This window comes from Schaalia odontolytica, from assembly GCF_009730335.1.
Classification (GTDB): domain Bacteria; phylum Actinomycetota; class Actinomycetes; order Actinomycetales; family Actinomycetaceae; genus Pauljensenia; species Pauljensenia dentiphila.
The window spans coordinates 1,281,111-1,305,057 of the sequence record NZ_CP046315.1 but is presented as its reverse complement, the minus strand read 5'-3'; the positions used below and the strand labels follow the sequence as shown (position 1 = coordinate 1,305,057).

The 23,947-nt window shown below is 64.3% G+C and carries 23 protein-coding genes; 5 read left to right on the top strand and 18 right to left on the bottom strand.

Annotated features, from left to right (window positions below; all coding sequences use genetic code 11):
* The first annotated feature begins 1 nt into the window (after position 1).
* The gene (locus tag FOC40_RS05625; RefSeq protein ID WP_003796514.1) at positions 2 to 235 is read left to right on the top strand and encodes a hypothetical protein; all 234 of its coding nucleotides are present in this window, start codon (positions 2 to 4) and stop codon (positions 233 to 235) included.
* Here FOC40_RS05625 and FOC40_RS05620 read toward each other — a convergent pair.
* The 7 genes from FOC40_RS05620 to glgA form a co-directional block, all read right to left on the bottom strand.
* A complete protein-coding gene (locus FOC40_RS05620; protein WP_003792529.1) occupies positions 223 to 894 on the bottom strand; it encodes a histidine phosphatase family protein in 672 nt (223 codons plus the stop codon). The two genes, FOC40_RS05625 and FOC40_RS05620, sit on opposite strands and share 13 nt — an antisense overlap.
* Positions 891 to 3,827, bottom strand: a complete 2,937-nt coding sequence (locus tag FOC40_RS05615; protein ID WP_003796513.1) for a bifunctional [glutamine synthetase] adenylyltransferase/[glutamine synthetase]-adenylyl-L-tyrosine phosphorylase — start codon at positions 3,825 to 3,827, stop codon at positions 891 to 893. Before FOC40_RS05615 ends, FOC40_RS05620 begins: the two co-directional genes overlap by 4 nt.
* Positions 3,824 to 5,164 (bottom strand): glutamine synthetase family protein, encoded by a 1,341-nt coding sequence (locus tag FOC40_RS05610; RefSeq protein ID WP_003796510.1) that lies wholly within the window; start codon positions 5,162 to 5,164, stop codon positions 3,824 to 3,826. The genes FOC40_RS05615 and FOC40_RS05610 overlap by 4 nt, the downstream gene beginning before the upstream one ends.
* A 69-nt stretch (positions 5,165 to 5,233) precedes the next feature.
* Positions 5,234 to 6,193 carry an SPFH domain-containing protein gene (locus FOC40_RS05605; protein WP_003796508.1) on the bottom strand — a complete coding sequence of 320 codons (960 nt, stop codon included), beginning with the start codon at positions 6,191 to 6,193 and terminating at the stop codon, positions 5,234 to 5,236.
* 46 nt (positions 6,194 to 6,239) lie between these two features.
* Positions 6,240 to 6,707, bottom strand: a complete 468-nt coding sequence (locus FOC40_RS05600) for an NfeD family protein (RefSeq protein ID WP_003796506.1) — start codon at positions 6,705 to 6,707, stop codon at positions 6,240 to 6,242.
* A 19-nt stretch (positions 6,708 to 6,726) separates the two neighbouring features.
* On the bottom strand, positions 6,727 to 7,515 hold the full coding sequence (locus tag FOC40_RS05595; protein ID WP_003796504.1) for an ABC transporter ATP-binding protein: 789 nt from the start codon (positions 7,513 to 7,515) through the stop codon (positions 6,727 to 6,729).
* 36 nt (positions 7,516 to 7,551) lie between these two features.
* Complete coding sequence (glgA, locus tag FOC40_RS05590; RefSeq protein ID WP_003796502.1) at positions 7,552 to 8,775, bottom strand: glycogen synthase; 1,224 nt, start codon at positions 8,773 to 8,775, stop codon at positions 7,552 to 7,554.
* A gap of 171 nt (positions 8,776 to 8,946) precedes the next feature.
* Here glgA and FOC40_RS05585 point away from each other — a divergent pair, with 171 nt between their 5' ends.
* Together FOC40_RS05585 and serB are read left to right on the top strand one after the other, a co-directional pair.
* Entirely contained in the window at positions 8,947 to 10,182 is a 1,236-nt protein-coding gene (locus FOC40_RS05585) for a glucose-1-phosphate adenylyltransferase (protein WP_003796497.1), read from the top strand.
* A 2-nt stretch (positions 10,183 to 10,184) separates the two neighbouring features.
* Positions 10,185 to 10,868, top strand: a complete 684-nt coding sequence (gene serB, locus FOC40_RS05580; protein ID WP_003796495.1) for a phosphoserine phosphatase SerB — start codon at positions 10,185 to 10,187, stop codon at positions 10,866 to 10,868.
* A 9-nt stretch (positions 10,869 to 10,877) separates the two neighbouring features.
* On the opposite strand, the gene FOC40_RS05575 is transcribed toward serB, so the two are convergent.
* The 11 genes from FOC40_RS05575 to FOC40_RS05525 form a co-directional block, all read right to left on the bottom strand.
* Entirely contained in the window at positions 10,878 to 11,405 is a 528-nt protein-coding gene (locus FOC40_RS05575; RefSeq protein WP_003796492.1) for an NUDIX hydrolase, read from the bottom strand.
* On the bottom strand, positions 11,402 to 12,238 hold the full coding sequence (locus tag FOC40_RS05570; RefSeq protein WP_003796490.1) for a PrsW family intramembrane metalloprotease: 837 nt from the start codon (positions 12,236 to 12,238) through the stop codon (positions 11,402 to 11,404). Before FOC40_RS05570 ends, FOC40_RS05575 begins: the two co-directional genes overlap by 4 nt.
* 191 nt (positions 12,239 to 12,429) lie before the next feature.
* A complete protein-coding gene (locus FOC40_RS05565; RefSeq protein WP_003796487.1) occupies positions 12,430 to 13,764 on the bottom strand; it encodes a PrsW family intramembrane metalloprotease in 1,335 nt (444 codons plus the stop codon).
* Positions 13,733 to 14,347, bottom strand: coding sequence for a hypothetical protein (locus FOC40_RS05560; protein ID WP_003796486.1), 615 nt, complete (start codon positions 14,345 to 14,347; stop codon positions 13,733 to 13,735). The genes FOC40_RS05565 and FOC40_RS05560 overlap by 32 nt, the downstream gene beginning before the upstream one ends.
* A complete protein-coding gene (locus tag FOC40_RS05555; protein ID WP_003796484.1) occupies positions 14,344 to 15,525 on the bottom strand; it encodes a glycosyltransferase family 4 protein in 1,182 nt (393 codons plus the stop codon). The genes FOC40_RS05560 and FOC40_RS05555 overlap by 4 nt, the downstream gene beginning before the upstream one ends.
* Positions 15,522 to 16,448 carry a phosphatidylinositol mannoside acyltransferase gene (locus FOC40_RS05550; protein WP_003796482.1) on the bottom strand — a complete coding sequence of 309 codons (927 nt, stop codon included), beginning with the start codon at positions 16,446 to 16,448 and terminating at the stop codon, positions 15,522 to 15,524. Before FOC40_RS05550 ends, FOC40_RS05555 begins: the two co-directional genes overlap by 4 nt.
* Positions 16,445 to 17,071: a phosphatidylinositol phosphate synthase gene (gene pgsA, locus FOC40_RS05545; protein ID WP_003796481.1), complete on the bottom strand. Its 627-nt coding sequence runs from the start codon at positions 17,069 to 17,071 to the stop codon at positions 16,445 to 16,447. The genes FOC40_RS05550 and pgsA overlap by 4 nt, the downstream gene beginning before the upstream one ends.
* Positions 17,071 to 17,664 carry an HIT family protein gene (locus FOC40_RS05540; RefSeq protein WP_003796479.1) on the bottom strand — a complete coding sequence of 198 codons (594 nt, stop codon included), beginning with the start codon at positions 17,662 to 17,664 and terminating at the stop codon, positions 17,071 to 17,073. Before FOC40_RS05540 ends, pgsA begins: the two co-directional genes overlap by 1 nt.
* Positions 17,665 to 17,669: 5 nt before the next feature.
* Positions 17,670 to 19,703, bottom strand: coding sequence for a threonine--tRNA ligase (thrS, locus tag FOC40_RS05535; RefSeq protein ID WP_003796476.1), 2,034 nt, complete (start codon positions 19,701 to 19,703; stop codon positions 17,670 to 17,672).
* Between the two features lie 72 nt (positions 19,704 to 19,775).
* On the bottom strand, positions 19,776 to 20,801 hold the full coding sequence (locus FOC40_RS05530) for a lipid II:glycine glycyltransferase FemX (RefSeq protein WP_003796474.1): 1,026 nt from the start codon (positions 20,799 to 20,801) through the stop codon (positions 19,776 to 19,778).
* A 99-nt stretch (positions 20,802 to 20,900) separates the two neighbouring features.
* Positions 20,901 to 22,178: a carboxylate--amine ligase gene (locus FOC40_RS05525; protein ID WP_003792551.1), complete on the bottom strand. Its 1,278-nt coding sequence runs from the start codon at positions 22,176 to 22,178 to the stop codon at positions 20,901 to 20,903.
* Between the two features lie 71 nt (positions 22,179 to 22,249).
* Here FOC40_RS05525 and FOC40_RS05520 point away from each other — a divergent pair, with 71 nt between their 5' ends.
* Positions 22,250 to 23,092, top strand: a complete 843-nt coding sequence (locus FOC40_RS05520; RefSeq protein WP_003796472.1) for a hypothetical protein — start codon at positions 22,250 to 22,252, stop codon at positions 23,090 to 23,092.
* A gap of 50 nt (positions 23,093 to 23,142) precedes the next feature.
* Entirely contained in the window at positions 23,143 to 23,880 is a 738-nt protein-coding gene (locus FOC40_RS05515) for a hypothetical protein (RefSeq protein WP_003796470.1), read from the top strand.
* The last annotated feature ends 67 nt before the right edge of the window (positions 23,881 to 23,947 follow it).

Genomic DNA, 23,947 nt, shown 5'->3' with positions numbered 1-23,947 from the left:
CATGGCACTGGGAGTCGAAGCCGCATCGGGCATCTGCTCGGCGCGTGAATGCACGAACGCCGCGATTTACCGCATCGACTGGCGTAACCCTGCGATCCACCACGCCCGCACGAAGACGTGGCTCGCGTGCGAGGACCACCTGTCGTACTTGCGCAACTACTTCACGTACCGCTCGTTCCCTTTCGAGGTGTCAGCCTTCGTTGCACCCGATCAGGAGCAGCATCAAGACCACTGATCGAGGGGACGGTCGTTCCAGATCAGGGCGCGGAGCCCCTTCGCCAGCTCGTCCGCGGAGGACGGGGTGAAGTCGGGCGCCCACTCGAAGGTGGACGTGCCCGTGTTGGACATGAAGTGCTTGGAGACGAGGTCCTCGTCGATGTCGGTGGACAGCCACGTGGCCAGCAGGCGCGTGAGGGCACCATGGATGACGAACACCGCGACGGCCTCGTCCCCAGCTTGCTCGCGTGCGGCCAGGCCCACCCGACGCACGGTCTCCAGCGAGCGGGCCAGGGCCTCGCGCCCGCTTTCGCCGCCGGGCATGCGATTATCCAAATCCCCGGCGCACCACGACAGGGTCGTGCGCACGTAGAGGGACTGCGATGCCGGGTCGGCCGCCATTTCGAGATCGCCGGAGCGTAGCTCGCGGATGCCGGGGTGCACCTGCGGAGTCAGCCCATAGGCGCTCGCCAGCGGGGCCGCGGTCAGGCGCGTACGGTGCAGCCCGGACAGTGCGATGACGGTGGGAGGCGGCGCAACCTCGGACTCCCATCGATCCGCGAGGCGCTGGGCCTGGAGGAGTCCTTCGGGAGTCAGCCCGAGACCGGGGCGCACCGTGTCGAGCGCACCGAGGCGATTCGCGGGGGTCTGTCCGTGCCGTACCAGCACAATCTTCACTGCTGCTCCCAGAAAAGTCGTTCCATAACGGCGCGCGCTTTGCGTCCAGCGCGCAACCAGTCGTCTTCGAGGGCGTTTAGCCCGCCGCTACCGTACCCGAGGATCGCCGCAAGGGCACGCAGCTCCGCGCTGTCACGCGGCAAGACGTCGAGCTTCACACCGCTCATGCGGCCACTTGCCAGCGTGTTGGCCGCGCGAATACGGGTTGCCATGTCCCAGGCATCGAGAAGAGTCTGCGCGTCTTGAGCACTGATCAGCTCGTGCTCCCGAGCGCTCAGGATCGCCTGCGTCGTCGAGGGTGTACGCAGTGCGGGGTTGTTCATTCCAGCACGCATCTGAATGAGCTGGATCGTCCACTCCACGTCCGTGAGGCCGCCGGGGCCGAGCTTCACGTGGCGAGCGGGCTCGATACCGCGCGGCAAACGCTCGTTCTCCATGCGGGCTTTGAGCAAGCGAATGTCTCGCACCTCCGACTCACTCACTCCCCTATAGGCGAGCTCCGCGAAGAGTTCTCGGGCAGAATCGGCGAGGCCACTCTCCCCGATCGGGCGCGCACGCACAGCCGCCTGGCGCTCCCATGTGGACGCCCACCGCTGCGCGTACTCACGATGCGACTCAATCGTCCGGCTCATTGGGCCGTTCTTGCCCTCGGGACGCAGGTCGAGGTCGACGACAATGCCCAGCTGGTTTGTCGCCGAGCCGAGAAGATTCTTCACGCGGTTGACGATCACCGTTGCGCTGGCCGCCGCCTCCGCCTCGGTGGCACCCCCGACGGCCTCATGCAGGGCAACCACGTCGGCATCCGAGGCGTACGAGCACTCGCGTCCGCCGTAGCGCCCCATCGCGACAAAGACAACGTTTGCCCGCTCCTCGCCCCAGCGCTCAGTTTCCTCCCGCTGGGCGATGGCGAGGGCTCCGAGAATTGCCGCATCCGTGGCGTCGGCGATCGCATTCCCGCGCGGATCGACGCCGCCCAGCAGGTCGCTCATCGCGCAACGCGTGAGCTCACGCGTGCGCACGGCTCGGACTCGAGCGGCCGCCTCGGCCGCGTCCTCGTGACGGTCAATGAGGGCCGCAACTTCCCGAGCTAGCCGATGCGGCTCGCGCGGAGCCAACTCGCCATCGTCGTCGAGCCAGGCCACGGCCTCGGGACGCTTGGCGAGGGCCTCGGCGATCCAGCGCGAGTTCGGGAGCATGGTCGTGAGCCTGTGGGCAGCGACGCCCGAGTCTCGCAGAAGCGCGAGATACCAATGCGAATCGCCAATGTCCTCGGACAGGATCCGGAAGTTCAACAGGCCCATGTCGGGGTCGGCCCCACCGGCCAGCCACGAGATGAACACCGGCAGCAGGTGGCGTTGAATCGCCGCGCGCCTGCTCGTTCCCTGCGTGAGAGCGCGGATGTGCGTGAGCGCTCCCGCCGGGTCTCGGTAGCCAATCGCTGCGAGTCGGTCACGCGCGCCATCCGCGTGCAGGGACACCTCGTCTTCGCTGAGCGACGCCGTTGCGGCGATGATCGGGCGATAGAAGACGTCCTCGTGCAAAGCGCGCACGCGAGGGCGCACCTCGTCGATAGCGGCACTGATCGACTCAGCATCCGCGAAGCGAGCGGTCCCCATCGCACGCCCAAGGACACGCAGCTCCCGTTCCTTGTCCGGAATCAGGTGCGTGCGACGCATGCGGGGCAGCTGAGTGCGGTGTTCGACAGCGCGCAGGAATCGGTAGCACGAGGCGAGCTGTTGCGCGTCGCTACGCGCGATGTAGCCACCCTCGCGCAACGCCTCAATCGCCTCTAGCGTCGACCTCACACGCAGGAAGGCGTCGGTGCGACCGTGAACAAGCTGGAGCAGCTGAACCGTGAACTCGACGTCACGCAGGCCGCCGCGCCCGAGCTTGAGCTCACGCGACGCATGCGAACGCGAGATGTTGTCCTCGACGCGACGGCGCATCGCACGCGCCGCCTCGACGAATCCTTCGCGCGTCGCGGCGCTCCACACATAGGGCTGTGCGGCTTCCTCAAAGGCACGCCCCACGGCCTCGTTCCCCGCACAGGCGCGCGCCTTGAGCAGCGCCTGGAACTCCCAGGTCTGCGCCCACTTGTCCCAGTACTGGCGGTAGGATTCGACGGTGCGTACGAGCGCTCCGTTGCGCCCCTCGGGCCGCAGATTCGCGTCCACCGTCCACAGTGGAGCTTCGGTTCCGGGCCCCGAGCAGGCGGATGCCGTAGCCGCAGCAAGGCGCGTCGCGATCTCGAGGGCCACGCGTTCATCCCCGTCTGCCCCGGCCTCGGCGACGTAGACGACGTCAACGTCGGAGATGTAGTTGAGTTCGCGTGCTCCCGTCTTACCCATCGCGATGATGGCGAAGGGGATACGCCCCTGCGGGTCGATATCCCGCCTCGCCAGGGCAAGGCCGGCCTCAAGGGTGGCGTCGACCAGGTCGGCGATGCGCCGACCGACCTGGGGCATGAAGCCTTCAGGATCATCGCTCGTCAGGTCATCGGCGGCCAGGTACAGCAGCACCTGGCGATACGCGCCACGCAGATCGTCCACCCGGGCGTCCTCAGAGGCGACGAAAGCGCCGCGCTCCCCTCGCGTCGCCCCCACAGACGCGAGCATCACGCGCGCGGCGTCGCCGGGATCCTCCCACGTCGATCGAGCACGGCCGGGCTCGGCAACAACGTAATCGCCCAGCCACTGGCTGCCGCCCAGGACGGCGCACAGGCGAGCGCGCGCACGCGAATCATCGACGAGTCCCCGCACGAGGCCGGAGTCCGCCTCGTGCAGACGGATCGCCGCCAGCAACGCCTGATCGGGGTCGGCACTGGCTCCCAGGTCCGCCGCCCATACCTCTGCTCCACCCGGAAGCTCCTCGAAATAGTCGAGTGCTCGGCGAGGGTCCAGGAATCCGGCAATCCGAAGTTCGTCAGGTGTCACCGGGGAACGACCTTCAGGAATTGCTCAAGCTCCTGGCGAGTAATCTGCTGGCGGTATTCCGTCCATTCCTTACGCTTGTTGCGGATGACGTAGTCGAACACCTGCTCACCGAGCGTGGAGGCCACCAGGTCCGAACTCTTCATGGCACGCACGGCGTCCGCCAACGATGCGGGCAGGGCGTGAATGCCCATGACCTGACGTTCACGATCCGACAGGTCCCACACGTTGTCCTCGGCCTCGGGCATGAGCTCCATCTTCTTCTCGATACCGTCGAGCCCAGCCGAGATAAGGACGGCGAACGCCAGGTAGGGGTTCGCGCTCGGGTCGGGGGCGCGGTACTCGATGCGTGCCGCCGCGGCCTTCTTCGGCTTGTAAAGGGGAACGCGCACGAGAGCCGAGCGATTCAAGTGGCCCCAACACACGTAGGAGGGAGCCTCTCCCCCGCCCCACAGGCGTTTGTAGGAGTTGACATGCTGGTTGGTGATGGCCGCGATCTCCTCGGCGTGCGCAAGAAGGCCAGCGATGAACTGGCGCCCCGTCGTGGACAGGCGATACTGCCCCGCAGGAGAGAAGAACGCATTTTCTTCGCCCTCAAACAGCGACAAGTGCGTGTGCATGCCCGAGCCGGGGTGCTCAATGAAAGGCTTGGGCATGAACGTCGCGACGAGCTCCTCGCGTAGCGCGACCTCCTCAATAAGGGTGCGCGCAGTCATGATGTTATCCGCTGCGCGCACGGGGTCAACGGCTCGCAGGTCAATCTCGTTCTGTCCCGGCCCGCCCTCGTGGTGCGAGAACTCGACCGGAATCGCCATGTCCTCGAGCATGCGCACGGCGCGGCGACGGAAGTCGTTCGAATCGCCACGTGCCACGTGGTCAAAGTAGCCAGCCTGATCGACGGGGATCATGCGATCGGGCGTCACCGGCTGACGCAGGAGGTAAAACTCGATCTCCGGGTGAATCATGACCCGGAACCCGGCGTCGGCGGCGCGCTGCACCGCGCGCTCGAGAACCCCTCGAGGATCTGAGGGAGCCGGGCGCCCGTCAGGCATGAGGACGTCGCAGAACATGCGGGCCACCGGGTCCTCGTTGGAACGCCATGGGAGCAACTGGAACGTCGAGGCATCGGGCTTCAGCAGCATGTCCGACTCGTAGACGCGTGTCAGGCCTTCGACGGCCGACCCGTCGAAGCCAATCCCCTCACTGAACGCCTCCTCGAGCTCTCCGGGATCGATCGAGATCGACTTCAAAACGCCCGCAACATCTGTGAACCACAAACGGATAAAGCGAATATTCTTCTGCGCGACCTCGCGCAGCACGTATTCCTGATGCGAATCCACCGGTATCCTCCCGTTGAGAAAAGAACGGGCCGACCGCAGGGACTGCGGTCGGCCCGGCGTGGCTTCAGTCTACTTGCCCAGGTTGAAACCCTTCGAGATGGATTCCAGTGCGCCGGTGAGATCCGAGGGCAGCATCCACAGCTTGGACGCCTGACCGTCTGCGATCTTCGGCAGCATTTCGAGGTACTTGTAGGACAGGAGCTCGGGCGTGGCCTTTCCGGCGTTGATGGCCGCGAAGACCGTCTGAATGGCTTCAGACTCACCCTGTGCGCGCAGGATCTGCGCCTGGCGGGAACCCTCGGCCTGGAGGATAAGGGCTTCCTTCTGGCCCTTCGCCTGAAGAACCTGTGCTTCCTGTTGGGCGGAGGCAGCCAGAACGGCGGCCTGCTTAGCACCCTCAGCCTTCTTGATCTGGGCCTCACGCTCGGCCTCGGCCGTGAGAATCGTGGCACGCTTGGTGCGCTCGGCGGTGATCTGCTGCTCCATGGCGGCCAGGACTCGCGGCGGCGGCTCGATGGACTTGAGCTCCACGCGGGTCACGCGAATGCCCCACGGACCCGTGGCCTCGTCAAGAACTCCGCGCAGCTGCTTGTTGATCGACTCACGCGAGGTCTGCGTCTGTTCCAAGTCGAGGGAGCCGATCAGGTTACGCAGCGTCGTGGCGGTCAGCTGCTCGATCGCCTGCAGGAAGTTAGCGACCTCGTAGGTCGCGCTGCGCGGATCCGTGATCTGGAAATAGATGACGGAGTCGATCGAGACCATCGCCTGGTCGGCGGTGATGACGGGCTGCGGCGGGAAGTTCGCGACCTGCTCACGCAGATCGATACGCGCGGCGACGCGATCCACGAAGGGGACCAGCAGGTGGAATCCACCCTGCATGACCGCCTGGAACCGACCGAGGCGCTCCACGACGTACGCCTGCGACTGCGGAACAATCCGCACTGCGCGGGCGAGCGAGACCACGACGAAAACGACGAGAGCAAGCACCACGATGAACGCGATGTTACCGATGATGTTTCCTGAATTCACAGCGTCTTTCCTTTCTTACGTCAATGAAAATACAAGATGTACGGGATCAGGAGATCGAGTCTCCATAGGGATGTGTCGGAGCCGCAGAGGCCGGGTCGAGGGCGCTCACGACAGCGGTTGCGCCGTCGATGCGGTCAACACGAACCTCGGTGCCAACGGGCAGCGTGGGCCCCTCAGTGCGCGCGCTCCACTCTCCACCGGAAAACTGGATACGCCCGTGGCGCTCTCCCACGGCCTCGGTCACGTAACCGGTCTTGCCAATCAGACCATCAGTGTTGCTCGGAACGTAACCGCTGGATCGATCAATACGCCCCTTGAGGAAGGGACGCAGGATGACCAGGAGGGCAATCGACACGACAATGAAAACGATGACCTGAATCGTCAGATTCGCGCCGAAAGCGCCCGCGACACCGGCGGCCAGCGCACCGATCGCAAACATGAGGAACACGAAGCTCACGCTCATGACCTCAATGATCCCGCAGAGGAGGGCGCCGAGAATCCACAGCCACCACATACCGCTCACACTCCTATTCTCACGCGCTCACACCGCGCGCCCACCAGCGCCCGTCAGTGTAGCCGGCGAGCAGAGGCATGCCGTACACCTCGGACAGGTTGACACCCGTCAGGACGTCTTCAATCGGCCCCTGGTGCGTGATCACGCCGTTGGACATGATCGCGCAGTGGGTGACACCCACGGGGATCTCTTCGATCTGATGCGTCACCAGGATGACCTGCGGGGACTTCGAACCCTGCATGATCTCCGACAGAGCGGCGATCAGCAACTCACGAGCACCCAGGTCGAGGCCCGAGGTCGGCTCGTCAAGGATGAGCACCTCAGGGTCGGTCATGAGGGCGCGCGCCAGCAGCACACGCTGGGCCTCACCCTCGGACAGCGTCGAAAACTCGCGCTGGGCCAGGTGCGAGACACCGAAGATATCCATGAGCGCGTGGGCACGCTCGTCGTCGACCGCTTCATATTCCTCTTCGTGGGCGACGGCAAGGCCCCAGGCGGCGCTGCGCACCGTGTCGAGGACCGACTGAGTCGGCACGATCTTGGCCCCCACCGCGGCTGAGGAGAGCCCCACGCGCGTGGCAATCTCTGAGGGGTCGGCGTGCGACAAATCGGTCTCCGACACCGTCACCTCTCCACTATCGGGAGCGATACGGCCCGAGGCCACGCGCGCCAAGGTGGTCTTGCCAGCGCCATTCGGGCCGACGATGACCCAGTGCTGGCGCGGGCGCGTCGACCACGAAACGTCGGACAGGACCTGCGTATCCCCGCGTTGGAGGGACACGTGAGAAAGATTCAGGACGTAAGTCATGTATCCAGCCTAGTCGTCTGTGGGGTGACGTGCGCCCTAAACGAGCGAACGGTACAGCTCGGCGGTCTTCACGCCGATCGCTTCCCAGGAGAAGTGATCGCGGGCGCGTACGAGGCCGGCCTCGCCCATACGACGGCCCAGCTCAGGATCGTCGAGGATACGCACCAGGCGATCAGCCATCGCTTCCTCAAAGGCGCGAGGATCGAGCGGGGTTCCCGTGCCATCCTTCTTCTGTTCGATCGGCACGAGGTAGCCGGTCTCTCCATCGACAATGACGTCGGGGATGCCGCCGGTCGCGGTGCCGACGACGGGCAGGCCGAGGGCCATCGCCTCCAGGTTGACGATGCCGAGGGGCTCGTACACCGACGGCGTGATGAAGACCTGCGCCGAGGACAGGATCGCCGCCACCTCGGGTTGAGGGAGCATCTCGGAGATAAGAACGACGCCGGAGCGGCGAGCGCGCAACTCGGCGACGAGGCCCTCGACTTCTGCGGCGATCTCGGGGGTGTCGGGAGCGCCGGCGCACAGCACAAGCTGAACGTCATCGGGCAGGAGCTGGGCGGCGCGCAGGAAGTACGGGAGGCCCTTCTGGCGGGTGATGCGGCCGACGAACACGACCGTGCGACGAGACGGGTCAATACCGTGCTCGGCGAGAACGCGGGCGCGCAGTTCCTCGCCCGCCTCACCCTCGGGGGCGTGCCACTTGTTCAGGTCGATGCCGTTGTGGATGACGTGCACGCGCTCAGGATCAACGCCGGGGTAGCAGCGCAGAATGTCGTCACGCATGCCGTTAGAGACGGCGACGATCGCGCTCGCAGCCTCGTAGGCGGTCTTCTCCACGTAGGAGGACAGGCGGTAGCCGCCGCCGAGCTGCTCAGCCTTCCACGGACGCAGCGGCTCAAGCGAGTGCGCTGAGATCACGTGCGGGATATCGCCGAGAAGCGACGCAACGTGTCCGGCAAAATTCGCGTACCAGGTGTGGGAGTGAACCAGGTCAGAACCCTCGCACGCGGCGGCGATCTCGAGGTCGACACCAAGCGTGCGCAGCGCGGCGTTCGCTCCGGCCAGCTGAGGCAAATCGGCATGTCCGGTCACGCCCGGGTCGGCTCCATCGGTACCCGGTTCGCGCGGACCGTCAAACGCCTGGACACGCAGGTCATCGACGAGGCCGCGCAGGACCTTGGCCAGTTCGAGCACATGGACACCGGCTCCTCCGTAGACGTGAGGCGGGTATTCACGGGTAAGGAGATCAACGCGCATGGTGGGGTCCTTCCGACGGGAGCGACGTGTGAGACACATCGTATCCGATCTCACGTCACCGCTGGTCGAAAACGAGACAGTGTAGCAATCGATAGACATTTGTAATACAGTGTGACCACTCCCACGGATCCGCGCCGATGCGGGTCCACTCGACCAACGAAGAGGTGCCACATGGCAAAGAACCACGTTCTGGCAATCGTTCTCGCGGGCGGTGAGGGTAAGCGACTGATGCCCCTGACGGATGACCGTGCAAAGCCGGCAGTTCCGTTCGGTGGTCACTTCCGTCTCATCGATTTCGCACTGTCGAACATCGTGAATTCCGGATACCTCAAGATTGTTGTCTTGACGCAGTACAAGTCCCATTCGCTCGACCGCCACGTCACAAAGACCTGGTACACGTCTCCCCTACTCGGCAACTTCATTGCTCCCGTGCCGGCTCAGCAGCGTCGCGGCCCGCACTGGTACCTGGGTAGCGCGGACGCGATCTACCAGTCGCTGAACATCGTCGACGACGAGCAGCCGGAGTACATCGTCATCATCGGTGCGGACAACATCTACCGCATGGACTTCTCGCAGATGGTCCAGCACCACATCGATTCGGGCCTGCCCGCCACGGTCGCCGGCATCCGTCAGCCGATCGAGCTGGCGTCGGCGCTCGGCGTCATCGACGGCGAGAACGGGGTCGTCAAGAACTTCCTCGAGAAGCCGAAGAACGCCGTGGGCCTGCCCGACGATCCGACCAAGGTCCTCGCCTCCATGGGCAACTACGTGTTCACCACGAAGGATCTGGTCAACGCTCTGCGGGAGGATGCGGCCGACCCCGATTCGAAGCACGACATGGGTGGCAACATCATTCCGTGGTTCGTCGAGCGCGGCGAGTGCGGTGTGTACGACTTCCAGGATAACGACGTGCCGGGGTCGACCGACCGCGACCGCGACTACTGGCGTGACGTCGGTACGCTGGACGCCTACTACGAGGCGAACATGGACCTGATTTCGGTGCACCCGGTGTTCAACCTGTACAACCGCGACTGGCCGACCATGACGATGATCGACGGCTCGCTGCCGCCGGCCAAATTCGTGTACGGCGATGCAGATCGTCTGGGTCACGCGATCGACTCGTTCGTCTCCCCCGGTGTCATCGTCTCCGGCGGCGAGATCGTGCGCTCGGTCATTTCCCCGAACACCTACGTCCATTCGTGGGCGAAGATCGAGGATTCCGTTGTTATGCACGGCTGTCGCATCGGTCGCTCGTCCCGTGTCGTGAAGACGATTCTGGATAAGAATGTCGTCGTTGAGGAAGGCGCCGTCGTCGGTGTCGATCTTGACCACGATCGCGAGCGCGGCTTCACCGTCACGGAGTCCGGCATTACGGTCGTTCCCAAGGGCGCGGTCGTCCGCAAGTGAGCATGACTCACCGTCTCGACGAGCCGGGTGCTCCGCTGCTGTGTGCCAGCGGGGCACCCGGCCTCGTCGTCACCGACGTCGATTCGACGCTGATCAGCCAGGAAGTCATCGAGGAGCTCGCCGAAGCTGCGGGCACGCGGGCGCGCGTCGCCGAGATTACGTCTCGTGCGATGAATGGAGAGCTTGATTTCGCGGAGTCTTTGCGCGAGCGCGTTGCAACCCTCGCGGGGGTCCCCGAATCCGTCTTCGGCGGTGTTCTGTCCGCCATCACCCCCACGAAGGGCGCTCGCGAGCTGATCGACGCGGTCCACCGGGCCGGTGGGAAGTTCGGTATCGTCTCTGGCGGCTTCGAGGAAGTGGTCGCTCCCCTGGCGCTCTCCCTCAGCATCGATTTCTACGCGGCGAACCGCCTCGAGGTTGCCGACGGCGTGCTGACGGGCCGCGTACTGGGGCGCATCGTGACCTCCCGGGTGAAGGTTGAGTGCTTGCGTTCGTGGGCCTCGTCCCTCGGTGTCCCCCTCGAGCGCACGGTTGCGATCGGCGACGGGGCGAACGATATCCCCATGATGCACGAGGCCGGGGTCGGTATCGCGTTCTGCGCGAAGCCCGCCGTGCGCGAGCAGGTGTCGGTCCAACTGAACACGCCGGACCTGTCTCTGGCGATCGCTCCCCTCGGCCTCGCCTAGTACGAAACGCTAGGGTTCGCGCGTGTCTGTCAGGCGGATCATGTGCCCATCCCACCCGTCGCGCCAGGCGCGCGCGTACTCGAGGATCTGCGCGGGGTAGATTTCTCCATCGATCTGGGCGGCGGCCTCGTCAATATCCCACCAGGCCTGCGTGTCGATGACGGAGCGTTCCAGCTCGGTCCATCCATCCCGGCTCAGGGCGGTCGAGGGGGCCTGCGCGATAAAAAACCACTCGTCCTGGCGGGCGGTGACCGCCAGGAAGTCGAACTCGGCGGTCCGGTAGAGGACGGGACCGACCAGGTCGTCAGGGCTCAGCTCGATGCCGGTTTCTTCGAAGACCTCACGCACGGCTGCGCCGCGCGGGTCTTCCCCTTCTTCGATGCCGCCACCGATCGTGAACCACCAGAACCGCTCCGGTTGGTCTTCGTCGTGGCCCTTGGCCAACAGGACCCGTCCACTGTCGTCAAAGAGAAGGACGCGGGCGGCCTCCCGGTGGGGATAGCCGTCCGCGTCCAATGGCCAGTCGAGTGCGCTCATGCCTCCAGGGTAGACCGGTGGCGGCGCAGGCCCCACACGAGGAGAGCGACACTCACGACGAGAACGGGGATCTCGATCGCGCCGTAGGTCAGGTTCCACGAGTCTTCGGGAGCCAGGAATCCAATGCCGTTAGCCTGGGCGTGCAGAGCGAGAGCTGCGACGAATCCGCCGGCCGCGGCGAGGAGGCCCACAAGCACATTCTGTGCGCGCAGCACCGCCCACGCCAGGGCGTAACCGAACACACCCGTGAAAATCGCGTGACCGTAGGCGCCGAGCAGCGCACGTGCCAGGAAGGATTGCCACAGTCCGCTCATCCCGTCTTCGAGGGCACTCACGTAGTAGCCCACGTCCTCACCCCAGGCAAAACCGAGGCCAACGAGCGCGCCGAGCACGCCACCCTGCGCGGGACGATCGAGCACCTTACGCGCAGCGAGGACCAGTGCCAGAACACCAATTCCCTTGCCTATTTCTTCGACGAGGGGACCCGTGACGACGGACGTCACGACATCGACCGCATCGTCGCTCAGGTTGCTCGCGGCTACGGCCGAGTCAATGACTGTGTTGCCGTATCCCGCAAAGATCAGCGCGCCACCGGTTCCCCAGCCGAACGCGGCCAACCAGGACAGCATTGTGGGCTTGAGGCGAGCGGCCCATGCGAGGAACACCAGACCAACAACTGCGCTCAGCATCGAGGCACCAACAGCAAGCCAGGCATCAGACGACGAGATCCCCTCAAGAGCTTCCGTCAATTCATAGAGAGCCGCCCGAACGCTCAATGCAATGAGGATGAGCGAGCACGCGACGAGCGCCCACGAACGTGGGCGAATAGTCACAGCATGAGTCACGTTATTTCCTTTCTGTCGTCCCCATCATGCCCGCTGTTCCTATGCGTCGCCTATGAGGGGGCGATGGAACAGCCGTGAGAATGCGCTCATGCAACAGACCCCGTAGCGGGAGCCGCTGAGCAACCTGATCTCGCCTCACTGCCTCGACTACGACCTGTTTCCCTGTTCAATGCGACGCGTCATGCGACCTGCGCACGACCCGCGACGGCGTTTGTGACGTCCTTTTGCTGCTCCGCGATAGAGGTCAGTCGCAGGAATTCACGACGCTTTTCAACGGCATCGGCTAGCATCCGACGATCGTTTTCAATGCGCGAGCGATCGGCGCCGTGGCGAGCCATGAGGCGCTGGTCGAGGCCGAGGGAGGCCAGGTCGGACAAGAAGGCTCGCATGGCACGCTTCGCATCCCGTCCGCCCTGGGCAGTCCACTTGAAGGCGGCTTGACGCGCGCGACGATCGGTCGCCATCGACACTTCGCCGGGAAGGATCCATCCGGTGCGTACGTACGGGACGAGGCCGTCGCGAATGTGGAGAGCCTCCCGTCGGGCAGCTCGAAGCAGGAGAACCGACCAGAGGACAAACCCGGGAATACCCACCACGAGGTACATCACGATGAACCCTGTTCCGGATGCGGGCAACGCGATGCTCCCGTTCCATGCGAAGTGAATGAGCATGGCAGCAAACCAGAACACGACAACGATGGCGGTCTTCGACCATCCGCGTCGGAACTTGATCAGGGCGAGCGCCAATCCGATGCCCGTCATCGACGTGGCCATCACGTGCAGAAAGGGCCCTGCCAGGGCACGAAGAACGAACACCAACACGAGAGTCTTTGTTCCTTGGCCCTCGGTGCGCAGGAAGTACAAAATGTCTTCGAAGAAAAGGAACCCCGCCGCCGAGAATCCCGCGTACACGACACCGTCGAGTACCGAGTTGATGCTGTTGCGGCGTACAACGACGATGATGAGGACACCGATCCCCTTGAATGTCTCCTCCACGAGTGGCGCAATGAATGACATGGCAAGCGCCTCGGCGCGCCGCAGGTCTCCGATCGTGAAGGCAATGTCTGTGTGGAGCGCCGTGTTCGTAATCATCGACGTCAGGGTCGCCACACCCCCGCCCCACAGAAACATTGCGAGCTTCGTCGTCCACGGTTCTGGCTCCCAGCGATCGATCCGCTGGAGGAAGCCGACGACAATCACGAGGGCAACCAGGGACAGCAGCGTCGTCTTCACGAAGGCGGTCACGCTTGAAGACTCGGGTGCCAAACCGTAGATGATGATGCCGATGGTCCCCAGCACGCCGATAGTCGTCATGACGACCTCGAACCAGGGGAAGGAGTGCGCGGCCTTGGGAGGCTGCCAGACGGGAGCGGCATCGTCGGGGGCCGGTGCCGAGACGCCATCAGTGGAGTCGATGGTGGCACTGCTGATCTTGCTGAGGCGATAGTCCTCGCCGGGCCCTCCCCAGTGGGTCGCGTGCATGTCAGTAACCTCGTCCACCCGTTCGCGTGTCATCGTCAAAGTCAATGGGCTCGGGAATCGGAGCATGCCCGGCCAGTCGCAACAATTTTACCATTCGTGCGGAACGCAGGGCGCGAACTCCCGCGACATCCACGTTATGCACGTTGCGCGTGAGCTCGATGCGATAGCACGTCGCATCCAACGCTTCCAGGCGTGCGCTGGCCTGAGGATCCGATGCAATGCGCGCCCGTTCGTCGGGGATGAGAGTCTCACGGATTGCGCGAGACAAGGCGGACGCACGCTCCAAACGCGTCGCTACCTCGACACGATTGCCCTGGCGTTGCGCCGCAGTTCGGCGGTCGAGGCCATCGGTGGTGAGCTGGTCTCCCCCATCCTGAATATAGGCGCGCGCAGCGTCGGCGAGGCCGGAGTTTTCCAGCCCAACGCTGCGGGTCAGCAGGTCTGCCTCGGAGGCCCGGCGCAGCAGGAGGCGCGAGAGAGAGTCTCGCGAAGCAAGGATGCGCTGATGGAGCCGATCCAGACGGCGCGCACGCGTGATCGCAAATCCTGCGACGACGCCGAGCGCGATAACGGCGAATACGATAGCGACAAGCAGCCACGGGGACAGCGAGATCATGCGAGCTCCTCCCCTTCTTCTCCACGACCTCGGATCAGGTCACGTGCCCGGCGCGTTCCTGATTCGGCGGGACTTCCCATGGCAATCGCCAGCTTGTAGACCTCGAAGACCTTATCGGCAACAACCTCCCAGTCGTACTGCGCCGATGAGCGCGCTCCGGCAGCGGACAGCTCCTCGAGGCGGTCGCGGTCGGTCAGCAGGTCGATGAGCGTACGTGCGAGCGAGTCGCTGTTGCCCCTCTCGAAGAGCGCGCCAGCTCGCCCGTCCTCAAGCACCGCACGGAAGGCCGGGATATCCGAGGCAACGACAGCCGTATGGGCCGCCATCGCCTCGACGAGGACAATGCCGAATGACTCTCCGCCCGTCTGCGGAGCGACGTAGATGGTGGCGCCGGCGAGCAAGGATTCCTTCTCCTCATCACTGATTCCGCCGAGGAAGGACACGGAATCGCCAAAACGCTCAACGGCCTGGCGAATCTCCGGGGCATCTCCTCGGCCGGCAATCAGGAAACGCGCACCCGGGAAACGCTCAAGGACACCAGCAATGGCACCGGCGAAAATGCTCAGGCCCTTACGGGGCTCATCGAGGCGGCCGAGGAACACGATGACCGGACGTTCGTCCGTCGCCACCCACTGTTCAAGGGGCTGCGCGGTGCGGAACGAGGCCGTTTCGACCCCGTTCGGAATGATGACGGCATCGCCGCCGTGGTGCTCGATCAGCGTTCGGCGCGCCTCCTCGGACACCGCGATGCGCACTCCGATGCGTTCCATGTACAGGCGCATGGGCGCCGAGGCAATCGCGCGCGAGACCGACCGACCGAGGGCCGCATGGAATGTCCCCACGAGGGGGGCAGTCGACAGCATCGCAGCTGCCATCGACACCGAGGGAACGACAGGCTCGTGGACGTGCACGACGTCAAAATCGTTCTCTGCCAGCCAACGGCGAGTACGCGCGAGCGCCTTCGGCTTCACGGAAATATTGGCCACCGATCCGTTGAAGGGGATCGACACGGACGAACCCGCGGACGTGATCCACTCGGGCAGGTCCTCCGAGGTCGACGGCGTCAGCACCTGAACGTCGTGTCCGCGGGACCGCAGCTTCAACGCAAGGTCGCGGATATGGAAGCCCACTCCCCCGGGCACGTCCCAGGAGTAGGGATTCACGATTCCGATCTTCATCGATTCTTCCTCTCGTGCTCGGCCCTCGCGCGCGCCAGGCGCTCGGGGTCAAGATCCTCCACATACACGCGCTGCATCATGTGCCAGTCCTGCGCCTTGGTCGCCATCATGGCGGCAAACTCGTCCACCCACGCCTGTGTGAGAGCTTCGACGCGGTTGAGGTCGGGGTGCTCCTGGCCATCTGCATTGATCGGTCCGACGCAACGCACGCGTACATCGGCCCCGGTCGGAGTCTCGTTCTCGTAGGTGATGCAGGCTGCGAAAAGCGGACGCTCCAGCTTCGTCGCGAGCGCAGCGGGACCCGCGGCGACGAGTGCGCGCCGCGTCCCCAGGTCGACCTCAATGCCCGAACCCGAAATATCCCTGTCTGCAAGAAGCGGGACGATGACGCTACGGCCGCGCACGCGCTCGATGAGGGTGGAAAACACAGACTCACCCTTCACGACGCCAATGATCTCCATGCCGAGGCCTTCGCGCAGCGACACGAAACGTTCAAACAGCGCGGGAGGCTCCACCTTCTCCGCGACAGTCACGATGCCCCGGCCGTGTGCACACACCCAGGCGCCGGCACGATCCCAGCTGCCGGAGTGTCCGAGAGCGAGGACGACCGGTCCATCTTCGCTGGCCGTGGCCAGGGCCTCGAAGCCCTCGAAGGAGACTCCCTTGAGCAACGGTTCGCCGCGACACGATCCGAGCATCAACTGCTCAGCATAGTTGCGGATGTGCGACCGGACCGCGTCACGCACCTCGTGGGCGGATGGCTCGTTTCCAGTCAAACGTGCCATGTTGGCGCGCAGCCGGTCGATCATGGCTCCCCCGCGCCTAGCCGCAATCGATGCACCAGTGTCCGCCATGCGCATGACGAGGCGCAGCGGCAAGCGGGGGGCGATCGAAAAGGCGAGCGACAGGGGCGAAAAACTCACGGCGTTCCCTCGTCGATGTTGTGGGCAGTGAACCAAATGCGCTGGCAGACGGTGACGAAGGATGCAAACGCCACCCAGGTTAGGCCAGCCGCAAATACCCACTCGGGCAGACCGAGACTCATGAGGATCGCCGTACCCATGCCAATGATGAGCCGGTCGGTGCGCTCAGCGATGCCCAGCTTGGCGACGACGCCGACAGATTCCGCGCGGGCGCGCGCGTAGGGAACGGCGGCCGCACCAACGATCGAGCAGATGCCGGTGATGATTGCCCATGTGCGCACGAACGAGTCGTCCATCCGGAAGACTGCGTAGGCGGTGAGGGAGCCAAAGACGGCTCCATCGCCCAGACGGTCGAGCGTCGAATCGAGGAAAGCACCAAAACGCGTGCCGCCCGTCGTCATGCGCGCGAGCATGCCATCCACGGAGTCGCCGAACATCACGACGGCCAGGACGATGCCGCCCTGCCAAATCCACCCCTGAGGAATGCAAATAACCGCGATCGCGACCGTCGCAACAGTGCCCGCGACCGTCACCATATTCGGGGTGACGCCCACGCGTGCGAGAACCCGAGCGAGAGGCGTAAAGATCGCCTTCGTGATGGAACGTCCATGGTTTCCGAGCATTAGTCCTCCTTCGGCCAGGCGGCGGCCAGCCGCGCGCGAGCGTCCTCCAGGAGCTCAGGCACGGCCTTCGTCTGCGCAATAATCGGCAGGAAGTTCGCGTCCCCCAACCAGCGCGGAACGACGTGCTGGTGCAGGTGAGCGGCGATACCGGCACCGGCCACCTCACCCTGGTTCATACCCAGGTTGAAACCCGCCGGAGACGCGACCTCACGGGTGACGCGCATGGCGGTCGCCGTCAGGTTGCCCAGCTCCACGCGTTCCTCGTCCGTGAGCTCCGTGTAGTCAGAGACGTGACGATACGGGCACACGAGCAGGTGCCCGGAATTGTAGGGGAACAGGTTCATGAGCACGAAGCAACTGTCGCCGCGGTAGACGATCAGTCCAGCCTGGTCGTCCTTACCGGGCGCCGTGCAGAACGGGCACCCGACGTCCGAGGCGTCGGCGGGCTTGCCTTCGCCGCGTATATAGGCCATCCGGTAGGGGGTCCAGAAACGACCGAAGCCGTCCGGGACGCCCGCCAACGAGCGGGCGTCCTCGGTCGGCAACGGGCCGTTCGGGGTACCGATCGAGTCCGAACCGGCGTCGCGGCTCATGACTCTCACGCCTCGTCGAGGCCGTCGATCTGATCGGCGTTGTTGCGCTGCTCGATGTGCGAGACGATCAGCTCGACCGCGCGATCGACGGCGACGCCGTTGTGCTGCGAGCCGTCACGCAGACGGAAGGACACGGCCCCAGCCTCGACGTCCTCGCCGCCGGCGATGAGCGTGAACGGGATCTTGTCCTTGGAGGCGTTGCGAATCTTCTTGCCGAAGCGGTCGTCCGACAGGTCCGTCTCGACGCGCACGCCGCGCTCGCGCAGCTTCGCGGCAACGTCCTTGACGTAGCCGTCGAAGGCCTCGGCGACGGGGATGAGGCGAACCTGGACGGGCGAGAGCCACGCCGGGAATGCACCCGCGTAGTGCTCGGTGAGAACGCCAATGAAGCGCTCGACCGAACCCAGCTTGGCGGAGTGGATCATGACGGGGCGCTGACGGGAGCCGTCGGCTGCCGTGTACTCCAGGTCGAAGCGGTCGGGCTGGTTGAAGTCGTACTGGATCGTCGACATCTGCCAGGTGCGACCGATCGCGTCCTTAACCTGCACGGAGACCTTGGGGCCGTAGAAGGCGGCGCCGCCCGGATCCGGAACCAGGTCGAGGCCGGTCGCCGCGCAGGCGTCCTCGAGGGCCTTCGTGGCAGCCGCCCAATCCTCATCCGAGCCGATGAACTTGTCCTTCTTCTTGCCGTCCTCGTCGCGCGTGGACAGCTCCAGGTAGAAGTCCTTGAGGCCGAAAGCCGAGAGAATCGACAGGAAGAACGCGATCTGCGTGCGGATCTCTTCCGAGGCCTGCTCAGGCGTGCAGTAGGTGTGCGAGTCGTCCTGCGTGAAGCCACGCATGCGGGTCAGGCCGTGGACGACACCGCTCTTCTCGTAGCGGTAGTCGTGGCCCAGCTCGTAGAAGCGCAGGGGCAGCTCGCGGTAGGAGCGGCCACGCGAACGGAAGATCAGGTTGTGCATCGGGCAGTTCATGGCCTTGAGGTAGTACTCCTGGCCTGCCTTGGTGACGTTGCCATCCTCGTCGCGCTCTTCGTCGACGAGCATGGGCGGGAACATCGTGTCCGCGTAGTAGGGCAGGTGACCCGACGTGTGGAAGAGACCGCCCTTGGAGATCTCGGGCGTGTGCACGAAGTCGAAGCCGGCCGCCTTGTGACGGTCGGTCACGTAGGACTCGATCTCGTGGCGCAGGATTCCGCCCTTGGGATGGAATACGACGAGGCCGGGGCCGATCTCCTCGGGGAAGGAGTACAGGTCCAGCTCGGCGCCGAGGCGACGGTGGTCGCGGCGCTCGGCTTCCTTGATGCGCTCCTGGTAGGCGACGAGGTCTTCCTTGGAGGCCCAGGCGGTTCCGTAGATGCGCTGAAGCTGATCGCCCGCCTGGTCGCCCTTCCAGTAGGCGGCCGAGGCCTTGGTCAGCGCGAAGCCGTTACCGATGAGCTTGGTGGAGGGCAGGTGCGGACCGCGGCACAGGTCCTTCCACGCGACCGAGCCGTCGCGGCGGACGTTGTCGTACATGGTGAGCGTGCCACCGCCGACCTCGACGGAAGCGCCCTCGGCGCCCTTACCCTTCGTGGTGACGAGCTCGAGCTTGTAGGGCTGCTCGGCCAGCTCGACGACAGCCTCCTCCTCGGAGATCTCGCGACGCACAAAGCGCTGACCTTCCTTGACGATGCGCTTCATGCGCTTCTCGAGGTCGCGCAGCAGCTCGGGGGTCACCGCATCGATATTGCCGAAGTCGTAGTAGAAGCCGTCGGTGATGAAGGGCCCGATGCCCAGGTTCACGTCGGGGAACACATCCTGGACGGCCTGCGCGAGCACGTGCGTGGCGCTGTGGCGCAGGATGTTCAGACCGTCCTCGCTGGCCAAGGTGATGGCCTCGACGGTCGTTCCTGCTTCAAAAGGCGTCTCGAGGTCACGCGGCGTACCGTCAACCTTGATGGCGACGACGTCGCGCGACTTCTCGAACCACGTTGTGCCCGTGGTCCCCGCCGGTACGGTCTGTTCGTGTCCGTCAATGACGAGCGAGATATCGGGCACTGTGTCTCCTAGTTTCGTTAGATACGCGAGATTGTGTTGCGAATTGAATTCTAGCCCCGTGGCGCGAACGCTTCAGGAGCGGGCGCGCCAGTCCTTCACGGCCTTCGCGGCGATCATGGCACGGTAGGTGGACTTCTTGATGGGCATGTCCCAGCCACCGGGCACGTCTGTGAATTGCGTGGCGAAGGCACTCTTGTACTTTCCGACGCTATAGAGATCGGGGCAGCGCGGCGAATGCGCGCCCATCAGGTCAAACTCACGCACGCCGTCGCGGGCGAGGAACTCGGCCGCCAGGAAGTCCAGGACCGGAGGCTGACGCAGACGACGACCGGCCTCGGTGGAGGCGCCGTACTCGGCCTGCGCGCGGATTCCCTCAACAAGGCAGAAGTCCCAGCACAGGATATTTCCGTCGGCATCGCGCATCGAGAAGATGCGCGCGTGCTTCGGGCCCAGCGTCTGAAGCAGGCTGAGGTAGTACTCCTTGGGGTGGGGACGGAAGCCGTCGCGCTTGGCGGTCTCCTCCATGACGGCGTAGTACTCGTCAATGACGGCCTCGGCATTGGCAGTGTCCTCGTGGAAGGTCACGCCCTCGGCCTTGCCCTTCTTCAGGCCAGAGCGAATCGAACGCTTACCCGCCTTGGGCATGGCGGCGAGGATCGCTTCTTCGGTCTTGCCAGAGGTGTCGATGACGACGGTGCGGTCGTAGGAGATCGTCTGCAGTGGCATGCACAGGTCGGGGTGCTGGTAGATGGCGTGCAGGCGCACGAAGGCGACGGTCTTATCCTTTGCCTTAATCTCGCGCAGGAGGTCGGCGCGCAGGGCGGCTTCGCGTTCGGGCGTCGCTTCCTTGACCCACGCGGGTCCCCACTTCGCCCACAGGTAGTGGACGCCGCGCACCGAATACTTGTAGAGGGTGATGAACGCAACCTTGGAATCATCCTCGCACCAGGCGTAGCGTCCCCACACTCCGTGGCCTTGGGATTCCTCAAAAGCCTCCCACACGCACGTCTGTTCGATAGGCAGGGAGCGGTCCTGGAAGCCAGAGACCGCGGCGATCTTGTCTTCCTGAGAAATGGGCACGAGTGCGGTTGTCGTCATGGTGTCCTCGTTAGTCGGAATTATCGGTCGCGTAGGGGGTCAGTCTATCAGGGCCTCCTCCCCCACCGACGAGGCCGGGGCGGGCCGGGGCGGTGGGAGTCAATACGACGTCTCCGTCGGCTCCGGGTAGTATCGGGCGAACTTACGTCGGTGGTTTTGCTTTTGGAGCCAGACGATGAGGTTACGTCGCAGATCCTTCTCCGTCGGATTGAGGAGCAGATCGAATCGCCGGCCCTCACGGATGATGCGCTTGACGCGCGCGCGCAGATCCTCATCGGTGATGTAGTGCAGCAGAAGGGAGTCCGGGACGAGGGTGTAGAGAATCTCATCAGTTGCCCGGGTCTGCTCGCAGGCCTTGCCGTCGATAAGGTCCTCGACCATCGGGATCATCGGGTTCGCGCCGGCGGCGGCCATGTACCAGTTGTTGCGGCCGATGCGCGGGTTCACCTCAAAGAAGAGCGCTCGCCCGTCCCGGGGGTCGATCTTCACGTCGAAGTTTGCGAAACCGCGGTAGCCGTTCTCGGTCAGAAGGGCACAGGCATCGCGCCACAGCGCCGGAAAGTCCTCAGTGATCATGGCGACGGGGTTGCCGATCATCGTGGGCGCGTGGTCTTCGAGGAGGACGCGCGCCGACCCGATCAGGGTCACCTCTCCGCGCGAGTCCACGTACGCCGTGATCGAGCGCATCGCGGTGTTATCGCCGGGAATCAACTCCTGCACCAGGAAGGTATCGCGGAAGCCCGCGGCCTTCAGGGTCTCCCACAGCTGAGTGAGCTCCTCGGCCGTGTCGATGAACCAGATCTTGCGCTTGCCCTCGAACTCAAGCACGTCGTAGGGCTCGCCCTTCGCAGACTTAGCAACAACCGGGAAGCTGAAGGGAATCTCAGGAGCAGCCCAGGCCTCGTCCTCCATGCCAGAGAAATCGACCTCGACAGTACCCGGCGTGGCAATGCCTGCCCGCTCGCACTCACGAGCAAACTCCGCCTTGTCGGTGAGTCGTTCCATGACTTCCTCGGTGGGGAACGGCAGCGCGTAGTGGCGCGAGAGCGTCTCCATGTTCCGAGCAACGAACGCCGAGAAGATGTCGTGGTTGGCCATCAGGATCAGCTTCTTATCCGGATGCTCGCCCGCGATGGTCATGAGGATGTCCAGGAGCTGTGCGTCACTCGCATGAGCACTCACGTGGCGGACATCAAAAAAGTGCGAACGGGTGATCGACTCGGTCGGCTGCGATCCCACGCAGATGCACCGACAACCGAACGCTTCGTTGAAACAACGCCCAATTCCGTACACGCCGAAGTCTCCTCCGATAATGACGGGCAGGATGTCTTCGCGGGGCATCAGCGGTCGCGTCTCAGTCAGATAGTCGATCGTCATGCCACAAGCCTAGCGCCTGGTAGGATACAGAACGTTCCCTGAGACCTCTCTCACCAACACGGAAGTACACTATGAGCACGCCCTATTCTCCCGAGAATCAGCAGCCCTTCCAGCCCCAGCAGGGTGGGTACCCCCAGCAGGGCGCATACCCACAAGGTGACTTTGGGCAGCAGCCCACCCAGCAGATGCCCGTAGCCGGCGGCTATGGGCAGCAGCCCACCCAGCAGATGCCCGCCATGGGAGGCTATGGGCAACAGCCCACCCAGCAGATGCCCGTAGCGGGCGGCTACGGCCAGTCTCAGGGATACGGTCAGCAGGCCCAGCAGGGCTACTACCAGCAGGGCCAGTTCCAGGGCGCCCCGGGCGGCGGGCAGCCGGCAAAGAAGAAGACGGGCCTCATCATCGGGATCGTCGCAGCCGTCGTCGTCGTGCTCATTGCCGCCGGTGTCGCCATCTGGTGGTTCGTGTCCGGCGACGACTCTTCCAACGCTGATGCTGCCCAGAGCGCCCCGAGCACCGCAGCCCCTTCCGCTGGCGTAAACCCCTCGCAGCCCCCGGTGGGCACCAACCCCTCGCAGCCGCCCGTGGGCACCAACCCCTCGCAGCCGCCCGTGGGCACCAACCCCTCGCAGGGCGCAGCCCCCGGTGGCGGCTCTAACTCCGATCTGGAACAGCAGGCCATCGCCGAGTGCACCAAGGAAATCAACGACGAGTACACGAACGCGAGTGTCTCAGGTGCAAAGCTTGAGCTGAAGGATAGCTACGGCGACACCCAGTGGTGGGATTACACCGGCACGCTCACCGGTACGGACAAGATTACGAAGAAGAACGTCAACACTAGCTTCACCTGCTCTGTCTTCTACCTTGGCAGCACAAAGAGTTTCACCGCATTCGTTATCGCCGAAGATTACTGAGACACAGCGCTGACACACGCTGACAGCTTCCGATAGACGGAGGAGTCCCCATGTCGAACCCTTTCAACCCCAACCAGCAGCCGATGCCCGGCAGCGGCCAGTACCCGGCCGGGCAGCAGCTTGGCGGGGCCTACGGCCAGCAGCCCGGCCAGCAGATGCCTGGCGCGGGCGGCTACGGCCAAAATCACGGATTTGGACAGCAACCTCAGCAGGGCTACTACCAACAGGGGCAGTTTCCGGGCACTCCCTACGGCGTCGCACCGGAGAAGAAAAAGACGGGCCTCATCATCGGCATCATCGCCGCCGTCCTGGTCGTTGCCATCATCGCCGGCATCGCGATCTGGGCACTGAACAAGGACGACTCGGACTCCGACGCTGATTCACCCACTATGCCGGGAGTTCCCTCTCAGGCCTCTGACCCTGCGGCGGGTACCAACCCGATGCAGCCACCCGTGGGCACCAACCCCACACAGCCGCCAGTGGGCACCAACCCCACGCAGGGGGCAGCGCCAGGGAATGGGAACGGCGGGCAGGGCGACATGAAGGAACGAGTTCTCGCCTCGTGCAAAGAACAAATCAATCGCAAGTGGTCGAACGCCAGTGTTTCGAACGAGAACTACGCACAGCCAGAGGTACTCCCCAACGGAGAGAAGCACGTCTACACCGGCATCGTCACCGGAACGGATACGACGACCAACAAGACCGGGCGCTGGTCGTTCGAATGCAAGGGCTACTACGTGAAGAGCCTCGACTCGTTCGATACTCTTCTCACATACAAGAACGCCTAGACCGTCATGATCACGAGCTGGCTCTCACGACTCGTTGTCTGTAAAACCGGCTGATCCTCACTCACTC

What these genes read in the sequence shown, in the direction of transcription:
- FOC40_RS05625 (WP_003796514.1), top strand. Translation starts at nt 2, where the DNA reads ATGGCACTGGGAGTCGAAGCCGCATCGGGCATCTGCTCGGCGCGTGAA.
- FOC40_RS05600 (WP_003796506.1), bottom strand. Translation starts at nt 6,707, where the DNA reads ATGTGGTGGCTGTGGATTCTCGGCGCCCTCCTCTGCGGGATCATTGAG.
- FOC40_RS05595 (WP_003796504.1), bottom strand. Translation starts at nt 7,515, where the DNA reads ATGACTTACGTCCTGAATCTTTCTCACGTGTCCCTCCAACGCGGGGAT.
- glgA (WP_003796502.1), bottom strand. Translation starts at nt 8,775, where the DNA reads ATGCGCGTTGATCTCCTTACCCGTGAATACCCGCCTCACGTCTACGGA.
- FOC40_RS05585 (WP_003796497.1), top strand. Translation starts at nt 8,947, where the DNA reads ATGGCAAAGAACCACGTTCTGGCAATCGTTCTCGCGGGCGGTGAGGGT.
- serB (WP_003796495.1), top strand. Translation starts at nt 10,185, where the DNA reads ATGACTCACCGTCTCGACGAGCCGGGTGCTCCGCTGCTGTGTGCCAGC.
- FOC40_RS05575 (WP_003796492.1), bottom strand. Translation starts at nt 11,405, where the DNA reads ATGAGCGCACTCGACTGGCCATTGGACGCGGACGGCTATCCCCACCGG.
- FOC40_RS05565 (WP_003796487.1), bottom strand. Translation starts at nt 13,764, where the DNA reads ATGACACGCGAACGGGTGGACGAGGTTACTGACATGCACGCGACCCAC.
- FOC40_RS05560 (WP_003796486.1), bottom strand. Translation starts at nt 14,347, where the DNA reads ATGATCTCGCTGTCCCCGTGGCTGCTTGTCGCTATCGTATTCGCCGTT.
- FOC40_RS05555 (WP_003796484.1), bottom strand. Translation starts at nt 15,525, where the DNA reads ATGAAGATCGGAATCGTGAATCCCTACTCCTGGGACGTGCCCGGGGGA.
- pgsA (WP_003796481.1), bottom strand. Translation starts at nt 17,071, where the DNA reads ATGCTCGGAAACCATGGACGTTCCATCACGAAGGCGATCTTTACGCCT.
- FOC40_RS05540 (WP_003796479.1), bottom strand. Translation starts at nt 17,664, where the DNA reads ATGAGCCGCGACGCCGGTTCGGACTCGATCGGTACCCCGAACGGCCCG.
- FOC40_RS05530 (WP_003796474.1), bottom strand. Translation starts at nt 20,801, where the DNA reads ATGACGACAACCGCACTCGTGCCCATTTCTCAGGAAGACAAGATCGCC.
- FOC40_RS05525 (WP_003792551.1), bottom strand. Translation starts at nt 22,178, where the DNA reads ATGACGATCGACTATCTGACTGAGACGCGACCGCTGATGCCCCGCGAA.
- FOC40_RS05520 (WP_003796472.1), top strand. Translation starts at nt 22,250, where the DNA reads ATGAGCACGCCCTATTCTCCCGAGAATCAGCAGCCCTTCCAGCCCCAG.
- FOC40_RS05515 (WP_003796470.1), top strand. Translation starts at nt 23,143, where the DNA reads ATGTCGAACCCTTTCAACCCCAACCAGCAGCCGATGCCCGGCAGCGGC.